This is a genomic window from Streptomyces sp. NPDC017979 (assembly GCF_044328175.1).
Lineage (GTDB): Bacteria > Actinomycetota > Actinomycetes > Streptomycetales > Streptomycetaceae > Streptomyces.
On record NZ_JBIRGU010000009.1, the window covers coordinates 61,128 to 74,874 of the forward strand.

The 13,747-nt window shown below is 73.7% G+C and carries 10 protein-coding genes, 4 tRNA genes and 1 other RNA gene; 9 read left to right on the top strand and 6 right to left on the bottom strand.

From position 1 onward, the window contains the following. Window positions 1-4: 4 nt before the first annotated feature. From ACH4E8_RS22610 to ACH4E8_RS22645, 8 genes are all read left to right on the top strand, one after another. A complete protein-coding gene (locus ACH4E8_RS22610; protein ID WP_398450899.1) occupies window positions 5-343 on the top strand; it encodes an Lsr2 family protein in 339 nt (112 codons plus the stop codon). Between the two features lie 198 nt (window positions 344-541). After that, window positions 542-613, top strand: a tRNA-Gly gene (locus ACH4E8_RS22615). Window positions 614-690: 77 nt separating this feature from the next. Further along, a tRNA-Gly gene (locus tag ACH4E8_RS22620) sits at window positions 691-763 on the top strand. A 165-nt stretch (window positions 764-928) separates the two neighbouring features. After that, the gene (locus ACH4E8_RS22625) at window positions 929-1,846 is read left to right on the top strand and encodes an ABC transporter ATP-binding protein (RefSeq protein WP_398450901.1); all 918 of its coding nucleotides are present in this window, start codon (window positions 929-931) and stop codon (window positions 1,844-1,846) included. Between the two features lies 1 nt (window position 1,847). Next, window positions 1,848-2,666, top strand: a complete 819-nt coding sequence (locus ACH4E8_RS22630) for an ABC transporter permease (RefSeq protein ID WP_398450903.1) — start codon at window positions 1,848-1,850, stop codon at window positions 2,664-2,666. A gap of 31 nt (window positions 2,667-2,697) precedes the next feature. Continuing rightward, on the top strand, window positions 2,698-4,104 hold the full coding sequence (locus ACH4E8_RS22635) for a sensor histidine kinase (protein WP_398451291.1): 1,407 nt from the start codon (window positions 2,698-2,700) through the stop codon (window positions 4,102-4,104). Next, complete coding sequence (locus ACH4E8_RS22640) at window positions 4,101-4,709, top strand: response regulator (RefSeq protein ID WP_398450905.1); 609 nt, start codon at window positions 4,101-4,103, stop codon at window positions 4,707-4,709. Before ACH4E8_RS22635 ends, ACH4E8_RS22640 begins: the two co-directional genes overlap by 4 nt. Window positions 4,710-4,731: 22 nt before the next feature. Next, window positions 4,732-4,804: transfer RNA gene (locus tag ACH4E8_RS22645), tRNA-Gly, on the top strand. Between the two features lie 69 nt (window positions 4,805-4,873). Here the strand turns inward: ACH4E8_RS22645 and ACH4E8_RS22650 are convergent. The 6 genes from ACH4E8_RS22650 to ffs form a co-directional block, all read right to left on the bottom strand. Next, window positions 4,874-5,794, bottom strand: coding sequence for a phosphoribosylaminoimidazolesuccinocarboxamide synthase (locus tag ACH4E8_RS22650; RefSeq protein ID WP_398450907.1), 921 nt, complete (start codon window positions 5,792-5,794; stop codon window positions 4,874-4,876). A gap of 97 nt (window positions 5,795-5,891) precedes the next feature. Then, complete coding sequence (locus tag ACH4E8_RS22655; protein WP_398450909.1) at window positions 5,892-7,358, bottom strand: N,N-dimethylformamidase beta subunit family domain-containing protein; 1,467 nt, start codon at window positions 7,356-7,358, stop codon at window positions 5,892-5,894. A 446-nt stretch (window positions 7,359-7,804) separates the two neighbouring features. After that, window positions 7,805-9,508, bottom strand: a complete 1,704-nt coding sequence (locus tag ACH4E8_RS22660) for a hypothetical protein (RefSeq protein WP_398450911.1) — start codon at window positions 9,506-9,508, stop codon at window positions 7,805-7,807. 341 nt (window positions 9,509-9,849) lie between these two features. After that, the gene (gene purD / locus ACH4E8_RS22665; RefSeq protein WP_398450913.1) at window positions 9,850-11,103 is read right to left on the bottom strand and encodes a phosphoribosylamine--glycine ligase; all 1,254 of its coding nucleotides are present in this window, start codon (window positions 11,101-11,103) and stop codon (window positions 9,850-9,852) included. 60 nt (window positions 11,104-11,163) lie between these two features. Beyond that, the gene (locus tag ACH4E8_RS22670) at window positions 11,164-13,407 is read right to left on the bottom strand and encodes a DNA polymerase III subunit gamma and tau (RefSeq protein WP_398450915.1); all 2,244 of its coding nucleotides are present in this window, start codon (window positions 13,405-13,407) and stop codon (window positions 11,164-11,166) included. A gap of 64 nt (window positions 13,408-13,471) precedes the next feature. Next, window positions 13,472-13,570: signal recognition particle sRNA small type (gene ffs, locus ACH4E8_RS22675), an RNA gene on the bottom strand. Between the two features lie 72 nt (window positions 13,571-13,642). Here ffs and ACH4E8_RS22680 point away from each other — a divergent pair. Next, window positions 13,643-13,730: transfer RNA gene (locus ACH4E8_RS22680), tRNA-Ser, on the top strand. Window positions 13,731-13,747: the final 17 nt, after the last annotated feature.

Below are 13,747 nucleotides of genomic sequence, written 5' to 3' on the forward strand. Positions count from 1 at the left end.
ATCCGTGGCTCAGCGAGTAGTGGTCGCGCTCTTCGACGACATCGACGGCGGAGCAGCGGCGGAAACGGTTAAGTTCGGTCTGGACGGGAAGTCGTACGAGATCGACCTCAATACGGCCAACGCAAAGAAACTGCGCAGCGCGCTGGCGCCCTACCTGGCCGCGGGCCGCAAGCAGTCCGCCGCCGGGAAGCGCCCCCGGCTCGCCCGCACCGCGTACAAGCACACCTCGCTGGAGCCCGCGCCCGCCGCCGTGCGTGCCTGGGCCCAGTCCAACAAGATGGACGTGCCCGCGCGCGGCCGGATTCCGAAGGCCGTGTACGAGGCGTTCCGCAAGGCGAGTTGAGCACGGCGCGCCCCGCGGGCGGGTGGGTCCGCGGGGGTCGCGCGCCATCGGGCCACCGACGGTGCGACGGTGCGGCGGGCGCGTTCGACACGGCTCGGACGACCCTCGGCGGGACCGGAGTTGCACTACCCCCCTGATCGTCGGCTAAAGTCTGGAGCACGCCGAGGGGCAAGGCCGAAAGGCCCACCTCAGCAGCGTGCGGGTGTAGTTCAGTAGTAGAACATCCCCCTTCCAGGGGGAAGGCGCAGTGTGCGATTCCTGTCACCCGCTCTCATCGCTTACCGATCATCTCAGTGGATCAGGTACAGTGGTGTTCGCACCGCAGGTGAAAGCCCATCGGTTGCAATGCGGACGTGGCTCAGTTGGTAGAGCATCACCTTGCCAAGGTGAGGGTCGCGAGTTCGAATCTCGTCGTCCGCTCGGTAAAGAAGGCCCTGGTCGAAGACCAGGGCCTTCTTCGTGTGTCCTGCATTGGCTCGTGTCGACTCCCGTGCGGGTCCCCTTCGGGCCGCCGATGACAAATGTCATCGGGCCCGGTGACAGCGCGCACTGCCCGCCGGCCCGGGCCCGCGGAAGCCTTGTGGCATGACCACAGACCAGAACGTGATCGCGGTGGAGGACCTGCGGCGCAGCTACGCCGGCGGCTTCGAGGCCGTGCGCGGCATCTCCTTCTCCGTGGCCCGCGGCGAGATCTTCGCGCTGCTCGGCACCAACGGCGCGGGCAAGACGTCCACCGTCGAACTCGTCGAAGGGCTCGCCGCCCCGTCCGCCGGATCCGTGCGCGTCCTCGGCCACGACCCGTACCGGGATCGCTCCGCGGTCCGCCCCCGGATCGGCGTGATGCTCCAGGAGGGCGGCTTCCCCTCCGATCTGACGGTCGACGAGACCGCTCGCATGTGGGCCGGGTGCACCAGCGGGGCCCGTGCGGTGGCCGAGGCGCTCGACCTCGTCGGGCTGGGCGCGCGGGCCCGGGTGCGGGTCAAGCAGCTCTCCGGCGGTGAGCGGCGCCGGCTCGACCTGGCGCTGGCGCTGATCGGCCGGCCCGAGGTGCTCTTCCTCGACGAGCCGACCACCGGTCTCGACCCGGAGGGCCGGCGCGACACCTGGGACCTGGTGCGGGCGCTGCGCGACACCGGCACCACCGTGCTGCTCACCACGCATTACCTGGAGGAGGCCGAAGCGCTCGCCGACCGGCTGGCGATCATGCACCGGGGGGTGATCGTCACCGCCGGCACTCCCGCCGAGGTGACCGCGGCGCGGCCGGCCCGGATCCGCTTCGCCCTGCCCGCGCACGTGCAGCCGGCGCGGTTGCCGCTCTCGCTCGCGGCCGGGGCCGACGGACGCCGGGTGGAGATCCGCACCCACGAACTCCAGGAGTCCCTGGAGGTGCTGCTCGCGTGGGCGCGGGAGTCGGACGTACGGCTGGAAGGGCTCGACGCCCGCGCCGCCTCGCTCGAAGAGGCGTTCCTTGAGATCGCGCAGACGGAAACGGCGGGTGTGTGAGATGGCGACGACGACGGGTGCGACGCGTACCGGACGGGGGGCGGGGGCCGCGGGCCGCAGCACCGCCACGGGCCGGCTGACGGCGCTCGGCCGGGCCGAGTTGACGCTGCTGGTACGGAACCGGGCCATGCTCTTCGTGGCACTGCTGATGCCCGTGATGATGGTCGGGGCGATGCAGGGCTGGGCCAAGGAGCTGGACTACGACAAGGCCGCGATGAGCGTGGGCGAAGCCTCGGTCACCGCCGGCATCGGGTTCGTGCTCCTGTTCGTGGTGCACGCCAACCTGGTGTCCGCGTACGTGGCCCGGCGCGAGGAGCTGGTCCTCAAGCGGCTGCGCACCGGCGAGGTCTCCGACCGGGAGATCCTGGTCGGCACCGCGCTGCCGGCGGTCGTGCTCGCGGTGGCGCAGTGCGTGCTGATCGCCGCGGTGTCGATGGCCGCCTTCGACGTGCCCGCGCCCGAGCGGCCGGACCTGGTCGTGGCGGGCGTCGTGCTGGGGCTGGTGCTGATGGTCGCGCTGGCGGCGGTCGTGGCGGCGGGCACCAGGACCGTGGAGAGCGCGCAGCTCACCACGCTGCCGCTGCTGACGGTGTCCTTCCTGGGCTCCGGCCTGTTCGTGCCCCTGGAGCTGCTGCCCGAGAAGGTCGCGTCGGTGTGCGAACTGCTGCCGCTGACCGGAGCGATGACGCTGGTGCGCAGCGGCTGGATCGGCGGCGGGGACGCCAAGGACCTGGTGGGCGCCGCGGTGACCGCTTTGGCCTGGATCGTGGTGTCGGTGTTTGCTGTGCGACGGTGGTTCCGCTGGGAACCGCGGCGCTGAGCCGGGCCGGACAAGGGAGGGTGCCGTGCGGATGAAGGGCTGGAGCGGGCGCACCGGGCTCGCCAAGGTGAACATCTACTGCCGCGGCACCGTCTACTTCGTCCAGTGGGCCATGGTCGTCGGCTACGTGCTCCCGACGCTGGGCGGGCCGGTGCGCGAGCACCGGCTCGCGCTGGCCGGGCCGGTGGTCGGGATCGCGCTGGGGCTCGTCATCCACCGGCTGAGCCGTCGCGCCATGGACGCCTACCTGGGGCGGGGCACGGTCAGCCGGCCGCTGCTGTGGTCGGGCGTGGCGGTCACCGCGGTGGCGCTGGCCCTGGCGCTGTCGCTGGCCGACGCCGCCCACCCGCCCAAGACCGGCATTGCCGTGGCGTATCTGATCGGCCTGGGGCTGGCCCCCTTCCTCGCCGCGCACAGCCTCCTCGTACCGCTGCGGACCACCCTCGCGATCCAGTTCGCGGTGCTGATCGGGGTGGGGGCGGCGCTGCTGGCCATGGGCCACACCCGCCACCAGCTCGTCGCGATCATGAGCTTCGTCGGTTTCCTCACCCTGTGGATGGCCTTCACGGCGTGCGCCACGACGTGGACCCTGAAGGTCATGTGGGAGCTGCGGGAGGCCCGGGACGTACAGGCCAGGCTCGCGGTCGCGGAGGAGCGGCTGCGGTTCGGGCGCGACCTGCACGACGTGCTGGGCCGCAACCTCGCCGTCGTGGCGCTCAAGTCGGAGCTGGCCGTGCAGCTCGCGCGGCGCGGGCGCGCGGAGGCGGTCGACCAGATGGTCGAGGTGCAGCGGATCGCGCAGGACTCCCAGCGCGAGGTCCGCGAGGTGGTGCGCGGCTACCGCGAGGCGGACCTGAGCGTGGAGCTGGACGGCGCGCGGTCGGTGCTCGGCGCCGCCGGCATCTCCTGCACCGTCGTCGCCGACGGGGTCGACCTGCTGTCGGCCGAGGTGCGCTCGGCGCTGGGGTGGGTGGTGCGCGAGGCGACGACGAACGTGCTGCGGCACGGGGACGCGCAGCGCTGCACGATCTCCGTGAAGGTGCCGTCCGGGGGCGGCGCGGGCGGCGGCGACGCGGTCGTCCTCGTCGTCGAGAACGACCGGGCGGACGCGCCGACGCTCCGGAAGGACGGGGGCGGGTCGGGGCTGGCGGGGCTGCGGGAGCGGTTGGCGGCGGTGGGCGGGGAGTTGGAGGCGGGTGCGGTGCGAGGGGGGAGGTTTCGGGTGACGGCGCGGGTTCCCTGTGCGGGGGTCTCCTCCGGGGCGACGTTGCCCGTGGACGGCGGGCCCTCGTCGGGGGCCTTGCCCCCGAGCCCCCACGCCTCAATCGCCGGCGGGGCTGAATTTTGCTCACCCCGTGCCTCCGTCGGCGAGGTCGGCTCTGGCCGCCCTGGCGCCTCGATCGCCGGCGGGGCTGAAGGTGGGGAGGGCGTCGGATGACCGTGCGGGTGTTGCTCGCCGACGACGAGCACCTGATCCGGGGGGCGCTCGCCGCGTTGCTCGCGTTGGAGGACGATCTGGAGGTCGTCGCGGAGGCCGCCTCGGGGACGGAGGCGCTGGCGATGGCGCTGGCGCACCGGCCGGACGTCGCCGTACTGGATCTTCAGATGCCGGGGGCGGACGGTGTGAGTGTCGCCACATCCCTGCGTGCGGAACTGCCGGAGTGCCGGACGATGATCGTCACCAGTCACGGGCTGCCGGGGCACCTCAAGCGCGCCCTGACCGCGGGGGTGCGGGCCTTCGTGCCGAAGACCGTCAGTGCGCAGCGGCTGGCGGAGATCATCCGTACCGTGCACGCCGGAAACCGTTACGTGGACCCGGAGTTGGCAGCCGATGCGATCTCCGCCGGGGACTCGCCGCTGACCGCCCGGGAGGCCGAGGTGCTGGAGCTCGCGGGGGACGGGGCGCCCGTCGCGGAGATCGCCCGGCGGGCCGCGCTGTCGCAGGGGACGGTGCGGAACTACCTCTCGTCCGCCGCGGCGAAGCTGGGTGCGGAGAACCGGCACGCGGCGGCCCGTCTCGCACGGGAGCGCGGTTGGGTATAGTGGGCTGCGCGCAACGGCGCACGCGGACGTAGCTCAGTTGGTAGAGCGCAACCTTGCCAAGGTTGAGGTCGCCAGTTCGAACCTGGTCGTCCGCTCAGCTGAAAGGCCCCGGTTCTCTCACGAGAACCGGGGCCTTTCGCCTGTCGCCTGTCGTCGGGGGGACGTCAGGACCAGGTCGTGCCGGTCAGCAGCTCGTACGCCTCCAGGTACTTCGCGCGGGTCGCCTCGACGACCTCCGGCGGCAGCGGCGGCGGGGGCAGCTCGCCGCGGCGGTCCCAGCCGGACGCCGGGGAGGTCAGCCAGTCGCGCACGTACTGCTTGTCGTACGAGGGCTGGGCGCGGCCGGGCTGCCACCGGTCGGCCGGCCAGAAGCGGGACGAGTCGGGGGTCAGCACCTCGTCCGCGAGGATCAGCCCGCCGGGCTCGTCGGCGGGGGTGTCGGCGGCGTGGCCGAACTCGAACTTCGTGTCGGCGAGGATGACGCCCCGCTCCCGCGCGATGTCCCGGGCCCGCCCGTACACCGCCAGCGTCGTCTGCCGCAGCAGCGCCGCGGTCTCCGCGCCGACCTGCCGGGCGACCTCCTCGTAGCTGACGTTCTCGTCGTGGTCGCCGACCGCGGCCTTGGTGGCGGGGGTGAAGATCGGCGCGGGCAGCTCGGAGCCGTCCGCCAGCCCCTCGGGCAGCGCGAGCCCGCAGACCGTGCGCGTCTGCTCGTACTCGGCGAGTCCGGAGCCGGTGAGGTAGCCGCGGGCGACCGCCTCGACGGGCACCATCCGCAGCGACTTGCAGATCAGGGTCCGGCCGGCCCAGTCGGCGGGCGCGCCGGGCGGCAGCTCGGTGCTGATCACGTGGTTCGGCACGAGGTCCTGGAGGAGGTCGAACCACCACAGCGAGAGCTGGGTGAGGACCCGCCCCTTGTCGGGGATCTCCGTCGGCAGCACCCAGTCGTACGCGGAGATCCGGTCGGTGGCGACCATCACGAGGTCGCCCGCTTCGTTCCGGTACAGCTCCCGCACCTTGCCGGTGTGGAGATGGATCAGCCCCGGCACCTGCGGCGCCTCGGGCTTTTCGACGAATCCGGACACGGTTGCTCCTCGTGGTTTCCGACGTGCGTACGACCGATTCTCGCAGCCGCCGCCCGGGCGCTCTCCGTCACGCTCTCCGTCGCGCCGCTGTCCCGCCTCAGTCGCGCTTGCAGATGCGGTCGAGGAGGTTGGCGGTGGCGCGCTGGATCCGGGGGTCCACGTGGCCGGGCCGGTCCAGCGCCGGTGACCAGGCGAAGGTGCCGGAAGCGAAGACCAGCGCGTCGGACGGCGCCCGGTACAGCGAGGTCTCCTGGTGGCGTCCGGCGCCTTCGGCGTCGCGGTACGGGGAGTGTGCGAGGAGGATGCGGCGCTGGTGTTCGGGGAGCGGGACGCGCGGGAAGTAGCGGTCGGCCTCGCCCGCGACCAGTCCCGGCAGCTCGTCGCCCTCGCCGGCGCCGGTCGCCTCCCACAGCCAGTGGTCCGCGTTGCGCACCACCATCGGGTGCGGCTCGGGGACCCGGCCCGCGTACTGGATGCCGAGGAGCTGCTGCTCGGCCCGCTCGACGTCCCGCCACAGCGCGGGCTTGCCGGGGCCGCGGCGCTTGCGGCAGGTCAGCAGGCGGTTCGGCACCCCGGACGGCGACGGGCCCAGCTCGACCTGCCAGTACAGGCTGTTGGCGGAGAGGAAGACGAGGGAGGTGCCCTGGTCGCGGGCGGCCTCCGCGGTGCGGCGCATGGGCACGGACCAGTACTCGTCGTGGCCGGGGAAGACCAGGCCCCGGTAGCGGCCCGGGTCGACGCGGCCGGCGTGCAGGTCGCGGGTGTCGGCGTAGGCGAGGTCGTAGCCGTACCGCTCGGCCCAGCGGATGAAGTCGTACGCGTGGCCGACGTGCAGCGGCAGGCCGGCGCCCGCGAAGGGGCGGTCGAAGGAGACGGTGATCGCGGCGTCCTGCTCGCCGAGGAGCCGGCCCCGGTCGTCCCAGGCGTGGTAGAGGCTGGCGCCGGTGTGGCCGTCCTCCGGGTAGAGGTTGTACGCCTGCCAGGTGATGTCGGGCAGCAGGAGCAGCAGGTCGGCCGGGCGGTCGTCGCGGACGGTGAAGGGGATGTGGGAGCGGTAGCCGTCGGCGGTGGTCAGGACGGCGACGTACGCGCCCACCGACCAGTAGGACGGGACCTGGAGGCGCCAGGAGAGCCACCAGTGGTGGCAGGAGACCGTGCGGCCGGCGATCAGCGGGGGCAGTTGGGCGATGCCGGACAACCGGGGGCTGGTGGTGACCTTGGTCGCGCCGTGGCCGGCGTAGTGCCCGATCCGGTACACGTCGACGAGGAACTGCTGGGGCGGGTCGACCGTGACGTGGAAGTCGATCGCCTCGCCGGGGGCGACCGCGCCGGTGGAGGCGAAGCCCTTGATCTGGCGGTGCACGTCGTCGGCGGTGCGGGGGGCGCGGGCGCTGCGTCCGCGGTCCGGGTCCGCGTACCAGGGCACGGCCTGACCGGTGTCGTCGATGTACTGCTCGCTGCTGCGCAGCCAGGGGAGGGGGCCCTGTCCGAAGGGGTCCGAAACCGCGTGCGCGAGGGCACCCGACTCCCAGCGGCGAATCCGTTCCGCACCAGCCCCCATCATCGTCGCGCCCCTCCTCCTCGTGCCCGCACGGAGCCGGATTTCGGTCCGGCGGGCGGCGATTCTGCCTGTTCAGGTCAGGTTTCCTGGCGGATCCGGGCGGCCCGGTCGGGTCGCGGTTCCGTACCCGGCCGGTCGGACCGGTCGGACCGCAGCCGGCCGGCGTCACCCGATCGACGTCGGAACCCAGCACATCACATAACGCGCTCGCCCCGTCACCCTTCGTCGCGAATGACGGCCCGGACGCGCCGGTGCACGGTGGTTTTGTCAGGGTTTCCAGGGGAAGGGGACGGCGCCTTTTTGGCCAGGGGCGCGGGCGTGCGGGGGCGCGGGAACGTGACGGTGCGCGCGGGTGGTGCGAGACGCGCGGGAGGCGTGCGGAAGGATTTCAGGGTGGTACGAGGGCGCCGGGAGGCGTACGGGCCGGGCGCGCGGGCCCGCGTCCGCGGTCAGACGAGTCGTACGGGCTTCTCCGTGCGGATGCCCACCCTCGTGAGCCAGTCCCGCAGTGGCCCCGGATCGCCGTCCTCCGTGAGCGCGAGCACGCGCGGGCCGAGGTCGGCGCAGCGCTCCCCGTGCAGCAGGAGCACCGGCCCGTCCAGCCAGTCGAGGCCGGGGGTCGCCCCCGCGGTGTCGACGGCGGCGCAGCAGACCATCGCGGTGACGTGGTCGGCGAGCAGGTCACGGCCGGTGCGCGGCGGCTGGAGCGGGAAGAGTGGCAGCGCCTCCGGGCCCCAGCCGTCCCCGCCGCTGCGGGCCGCGGCCGCCTGCTCCGTACGCGCCTCCGCGCGGGCTTCGGCCCGGGCGACGTCGGCGCTGAGGCCGGCCGCGAGGGCGTCGGCGGCCTCCGGGCGGCAGCCGGTGAGATGTCCGATGACCCGGTCGAGGGTCGGCCCGCCGGACGTGTCCCCGGGGACGTCGGAACCGCCGGGGCCCTCGGGCCGCAGGGGCGGGGCGCCTGCGAGGTCGTCCAGTACGCGATGGAGCCGGGCCGCTTCCGTACGCCACTTGCGGTCCACGACCTCGTCCGGATACGCCCGCCAGTCGATCGGGGACCAGTCGGGGCCCGGTGCCGCCGGGCCGCCGTGGAAGAGGCGGGCGGCCAGCAGGGACGCGGCCTCGTCGACGGCGCCGGGCTCTTCCAGCAGGTCACAGGCGGGCCGCTCGCCCAGCCTGGAGGTGAAGCCCTCGGCGAGGCGGTCGCGGCGGGACAGCTCGGTGAGGGCCGAGACGACGCCCGCGTCCAGCCGGGAGGGCCAGCGCCCCATCCGCCAGGCGGGCAGCGCGACCCGGGTCAGCAGCCGGTCCCAGCCCGCGTACGCGAGGCCGACCTGCTCCTGGGCGACGATCCGCAGTCCGTAGTCGACGGCCTGGGCGCGCTCGGACGCGGCGGCCGCGACGCCGCGCTCCATCTCCACCGCGTGCCCGCGGCAGCCGCGCAGCAGCAGCCTGGCGACCCGGCCGACGAAGCCGAGCGCGAGTCCGCGCAGCGGGGCCAGGGGCCCCAGCCGACGTATGAGCCCGGGCGGGGGCCCGGCCGCGACGGCGAGCGCCGCGTCCAGCCCCCGTACGAACCGACGGGCCGCGGCTATGTCGGGCTGGGCGGCGGAGACGGTGCCGGCGACCACGGGCGCCAGCAGCGCCCGCAGCTCGGCGACCCGCATCCACCACAGGAACGGGGACCCGATGACCAGCACGGGCGACTCGGGCACCCGGGCGCGCGGCCCGGGGCTGAGCCGCCGGTGGGTGCGGTCCTCCAGCCAGCTGTCGCAGTCGGGGGTGAGCGCGAGGGCGGACGGCGCGGGCACGTCGAGGCGCTCGGCGAGCTCCCTGACCAGCCGGTACAGATCGGGGGCGGCCCGCTCGGCGAGCTCGACCGTGGGGCTGAGCGCGGGGCGTGCGCGGGCGATCACCGCGGCGACGGCGCCGGCGAGCAGCGCGACGACGACCGCGACGACCAGCACGACCGTACGGGCGACGTCCCAGCCGGCGCCGCGCATGTGGCCGGTGGCGTCACCGGCGAACAGCACGACGGCGACCGCCGCCGGCAGCACGGCGGCGGCGACGGCCCGGCCGCGGATCCGCAGCACGGCCAGCGCCCGTGCGTGCGCGGCCTGCGCGCCGATCGACTCACCGACTCCGGTACTGGACACGGCCGGTCCTCACCCCCTCTGCCCTGCGACGGACTGTCTGCACTCCCCCACTGTGGCACCCGCCACGGACATCGCAATGCCGGTGGGCCAAGTGCCGGAACGCATGCGCCGCACCCTAGTTGGGGCGCCGGCGAGCGTCATCCGGATGGCTCAGCGTCACTCGATGGAATGGCTTTGGCTAAAGGTGATGACGAGTGAGGTGGCGCCGTGAGTTCCGTGTGTAGACGGTGTGAACAAGCCGTCCTCCGGCCGCCGGCACGCGCAAACGTGCCCGGTTCGCACACACAGGCGTGCCCGGGTGCGCGCTGGCACCCGGGCACGTTCGGGAAGGAACCGGCTCGCTACTGCTCCCGGGCCGCCTTGCGGGCGATGTCCGTGCGGTGGTGGGAGCCGTCCAGCCGGATGCGGCCGACCGCGGCGTACGCGCGCTCCCGCGCCTGCTCCAGGTCCTTGCCGGTGGCGGTGACCGAGAGCACCCGGCCGCCCGCGCTCACCACGGCGTCCCCGTCCCGCTTGGTCCCGGCGTGCAGGACGTACGCATGGGGCGCGTCCTGCGCCGCGACGTCGGCCAGCCCCTCGATCGGGTCGCCGGTGCGGGGCGTGCCCGGGTAGTTGTGGGAGGCGACGACGACGGTCACGGCGGCGTCCTCGTGCCAGCGCAGCGGCGGCTCGTCGTCGAGGGTGCCCTCGGCGGCGTTCAGCAGGACGCTCGCCAGCGGGGTGCGCAGCCGGGCCAGCACGACCTGGGTCTCCGGGTCGCCGAAGCGCGCGTTGAACTCGATGACGCGCACGCCGCGCGAGGTGATCGCCAGGCCCGCGTACAGCAGTCCGGAGAACGGCGTGCCGCGGCGGCGCAGCTCGTTCACGGTCGGCTGGAGGACCGTGGTCATGACCTCGTCGACGAGCTTGGGGTCCGCCCAGGGCAGCGGGGAGTACGCGCCCATGCCGCCGGTGTTGGGGCCCTCGTCGTCGTCGAGCGCGCGCTTGAAGTCCTGCGCGGGGGTCAGCGGGACCACGGTCTCGCCGTCCGTGATGGCGAAGAGGGAGACCTCGGGGCCGTCCAGGTACTCCTCGATGACGACCCGCTCGCAGGCGAGGGCGTGCTCGCGGGCGGCGGCGAGGTCGTGGGTGACCACGACCCCCTTGCCGGCGGCGAGGCCGTCGTCCTTGACGACGTACGGCGCCCCGAAGGCGTCGAGCGCCTCGTCGACCTCCTCGGGGCTCGTACAGACGTAGCTACGGGCCGTCGGCACGCCGGCGGCCGCCATCACGTCCTTGGCGAACGCCTTGGAGCCCTCCAGCTGCGCCGCCTCCCGGGACGGGCCGAAGCAGGGGATGCCGGCCGTGCGCACGGCGTCCGCGACGCCGGCGACCAGCGGGGCCTCCGGGCCGACGACGACCAGGTCGACCGCGAGGTCGGTGGCGAGGCGGGTGACGGCCGCGCCGTCCAGCGCGTCCACCGGGTGGAGCTCGGCGATCTCGCCGATGCCCGCATTGCCGGGCGCGCAGTGCACAGCGGAGACGTCGGGGTCGAGGGAGAGGGAGCGGCACAGGGCGTGTTCGCGGGCGCCGCCGCCGATGACGAGGACCTTCACGGGCGCCAGCCTAACCGGCGCGGGGCGAAGTGCCTGTACGGGCCTCTGAACGCCCCCGCGCTACTCGTTCGTGTATTCCTCCAGGACCGTGGCGCCCAGCTCGCGGACGATCAGGTCGTGTCCGGAGAGCGCGGAGTCGACGAGGTCGGGGTCGTCGTCCTCCGGAATGTCGTCTTCCGGGCGAACGGGGGGCGGTCCCGAGTACGCCGGCGGGCCGGACGGCTGCGACGGGCCGGAGCCTTGGGCCGGTCTCGGCGGGGTGGCGGAGCCCTGGGGCGCGGCGGAGGAGCCCGGCCCCGGGGGCGGGGCGGTGGGTGCTGAGGACGGGGGCGGCGTCGCGGGGGACGGCTGCGCGGGTCGCGGGGCGGGGGCCGGGGCTTGGGCCTGGGGCGGTCGACCGCCGAAGCCGCTGTTCCCGGGGCTGCCGCCGCCCGGGCCTCCGTAGCCACCGCTGCCGGGGCCGCCGGCGCCGCCCGTCGGGTCGACGATCGCCTCGATCTTCCACTGCACGTTGAACTGCTCGGCGAGGGCCTGGCGCAGGACGTCCTCGCTGCCGCTGCTGGCGAAGTTGTCCCGGGCGCCGGCGTTGAGGAAGCCGATCTGGAGGGTGGTGCCGTCGAACCCCGCCACCTGGGCGTTCTGGCTGAGCAGGATCCAGGTGAAGCGACGGCGGTTCTTCACCGCCTCCAGGATGTCGGGCCACATGTTCCGCACCTGGACGGCGCCCTGGGCCATGCCGGGGGCGGGCGCCTGGGCGGGTGCTGCTGGTGCCGGCTGGTCGGGCTGCGGCGCCTGCGCCTGCGGGGCTGCGGCCGGCGCGGGCCGGGCGCCCGTGCCGGGCGCGGTGGCGGTGGGCCAGCCGCCCGGCCGCCGACCGGTGTCGCCACCGCCGGTGGGCCAGGCACCGGGACGCTGTGCGGGTGGGGCCTCCGGTGTCGCCGGTGCTGTTGGCGCTACGGGTGCTGCGGGTGCTGCCGGGGGCGTCTGTACGGCCGGCGGCTGCATCTGCTGGACCGGCTGTACGGGCTGGATGGGCTCCCGTACGACGGGCCCGTCCGGCCCGGGCATGTGCGGAGCGACCTCGGGCCCGGGCACGTACCCCACGGGCGGAGCCCCGGCCGGCGGCCCGGAGAAGGCGACGGCGGCGGCGCCCCGCTCCAGCCGGTCCAGCCGGGCCTGGAGCGACCGCTCGTCGTCGAAGGCGGCGGGCAGCAGCACCCGCGCGCAGATCAGCTCCAACTGCAACCGCGGCGAGGTCGCCCCCCGCATCTCGGTAAGACCGGCATTGACGAGGTCGGCGGCCCGGCTCAGCTCGGCTGCGCCGAAGACGGACGCCTGCCCCTGCATGCGCTCGATCACATCGGCGGGGGCGTCGATGAGCCCCTTCTCGGCCGCGTCCGGCACGGCGGCCAGGATCACCAGGTCCCGCAGCCGCTCCAGCAAGTCGGCGACGAACCGACGGGGGTCGTTGCCGCCCTCGATGACCCGGTCCACGACCTCGAACGCCGCGGCGCCGTCCCCGGCGGCGAACGCGTCCACCACCGCGTCCAGCAGCGACCCGTCGGTGTACCCGAGCAGGCCGGTGGCCATGGCGTACGTCACACCTTCTTCGGTGGCGCCGGCCAACAACTGGTCCATCACGGACATGGAGTCCCGCACGGACCCCGCCCCCGCCCGCACCACCAGCGGGAGCACCCCGTCCGCCACGGGGATCGCCTCCCGTCCGCACACCTCGGCCAGGTAGTCCCGCAGGGTCCCGGGCGGCACCAGCCGGAAGGGGTAGTGGTGCGTGCGCGACCGGATCGTCCCGATGACCTTCTCGGGCTCGGTCGTCGCGAAGATGAACTTGAGGTGCTCCGGAGGCTCCTCGACCACCTTCAGCAGGGCGTTGAAGCCCTGCGGGGTGACCATGTGCGCCTCGTCGATGATGTAGATCTTGTACCGACTGCTCGCCGGCCCGAAGAACGCCTTCTCCCGCAGGTCACGCGCGTCGTCCACACCACCGTGCGAAGCGGCGTCGATCTCGATGACGTCGATCGACCCCGGCCCGTTCCGCGCCAGGTCCTGGCACGACTGGCACTCGCCGCACGGGGTCGGCGTCGGCCCCTGCTCACAGTTCAGACAGCGGGCCAGGATGCGCGCACTCGTCGTCTTGCCGCACCCGCGCGGACCGCTGAACAGGTACGCGTGATTGACCCGGTTGTTCCGCAGGGCCTGCTGCAACGGGTCGGTGACATGCTCCTGCCCGATGACCTCGGCGAACGACTCCGGGCGGTAACGGCGGTACAACGCAAGGGACGACACACCTACGAGGTTATCGGCCCCCACCGACAACCGTCCCCCACCCGCTCCCCCACCCCACCCCCACAACGCAAGCGCCCCCCACGCACCCGCCAGAGCCGACCTACCCTTGCTGCCTTCCGGCCCTGGGGGAGTTCAGTCAGATAGCGCCACGTGAGGGGCTCCGCACAGGGTACCTGATGAGCGGGGGTGGGAACGAGTTCGCTAGCACTCCTCAACGTCTTGTATTGTTTGCCGCGGAGGATTCGCCTAGTGGCCTAGGGCGCACGCTTGGAAAGCGTGTTGGGGGCAACCCCTCACGAGTTCGAATCTCGTATCCTCCGCCAGTGCCTCACCGGGCACG

What these genes read in the sequence shown, in the direction of transcription:
- ACH4E8_RS22625 (WP_398450901.1), top strand. Translation starts at nt 929, where the DNA reads ATGACCACAGACCAGAACGTGATCGCGGTGGAGGACCTGCGGCGCAGC.
- ACH4E8_RS22630 (WP_398450903.1), top strand. Translation starts at nt 1,848, where the DNA reads ATGGCGACGACGACGGGTGCGACGCGTACCGGACGGGGGGCGGGGGCC.
- ACH4E8_RS22635 (WP_398451291.1), top strand. Translation starts at nt 2,698, where the DNA reads ATGAAGGGCTGGAGCGGGCGCACCGGGCTCGCCAAGGTGAACATCTAC.
- ACH4E8_RS22640 (WP_398450905.1), top strand. Translation starts at nt 4,101, where the DNA reads ATGACCGTGCGGGTGTTGCTCGCCGACGACGAGCACCTGATCCGGGGG.
- ACH4E8_RS22655 (WP_398450909.1), bottom strand. Translation starts at nt 7,358, where the DNA reads ATGATGGGGGCTGGTGCGGAACGGATTCGCCGCTGGGAGTCGGGTGCC.